The organism is Campylobacter novaezeelandiae (assembly GCF_004323845.1).
GTDB classification, from domain to species: Bacteria; Campylobacterota; Campylobacteria; order Campylobacterales; family Campylobacteraceae; genus Campylobacter_D; species Campylobacter_D novaezeelandiae.
Genome location: NZ_QPGR01000037.1, coordinates 1 through 650, shown reverse-complemented (window position 1 = coordinate 650; position 650 = coordinate 1). Strand labels below are relative to the sequence as shown.

The 650-nt window shown below is 31.7% G+C and carries 1 protein-coding gene; it reads left to right on the top strand.

The features are described from left to right. Window positions 1-650 (top strand): 6-hydroxymethylpterin diphosphokinase MptE-like protein (locus tag DU473_RS08145; protein WP_131186976.1); only part of this gene is annotated, 650 nt, incomplete at both ends.

Below are 650 nucleotides of genomic sequence, written 5' to 3'. Positions count from 1 at the left end.
TTGTGCAGATAGTGCTTATGCTATATTAGCTAAACATGGTATTAAGCCTGATTATGTTTGTATGTTGGAAAGAACTGATTTCACGGCAGAATTCTTTAAAGAGGCATATGAGGGGATTGATGGGGGAGTGCTTTTTATTCTTGCTTCATTGGTTCATCCAAAAGCACTTTCTTATCTTGAAAATCGTTCTTTTATGCTTGTTTCAAAACCATCTAGAATGTGTCTTGATTTTAAACTTCATTTATTTGGTTATCTTGGTGGTGGTCCAAGTGTAGCTTATATGAATTACTCTTTAGCTATGCTTTTAAAACACAAAAATATCATCTTAATAGGACAAGACTTAGCCTATGATGAAAAAGGAAATTCTCATCCTAGTGATTATAAACACGGATCAAATTTTGAGAGTGAAGAAGAGCATATAGAAATAATGGCTTATGGTGGTAATGGAAAAGTTACAACACATGGAATTTGGGTGTATTTTAAATCTTTTTTGGAACAAATTATTAATGAAAATATTTTTTCTACCACCTACAACTGCACAGAGGGTGGAGCAAGAATAGAAGGAAGCTTAGAAAAACCCTTTAAAGAAGTATGTGAAGAATTACTGATTAAAGATTTAAATAAACCCTTTAAAAAACTAAATTCTTTAA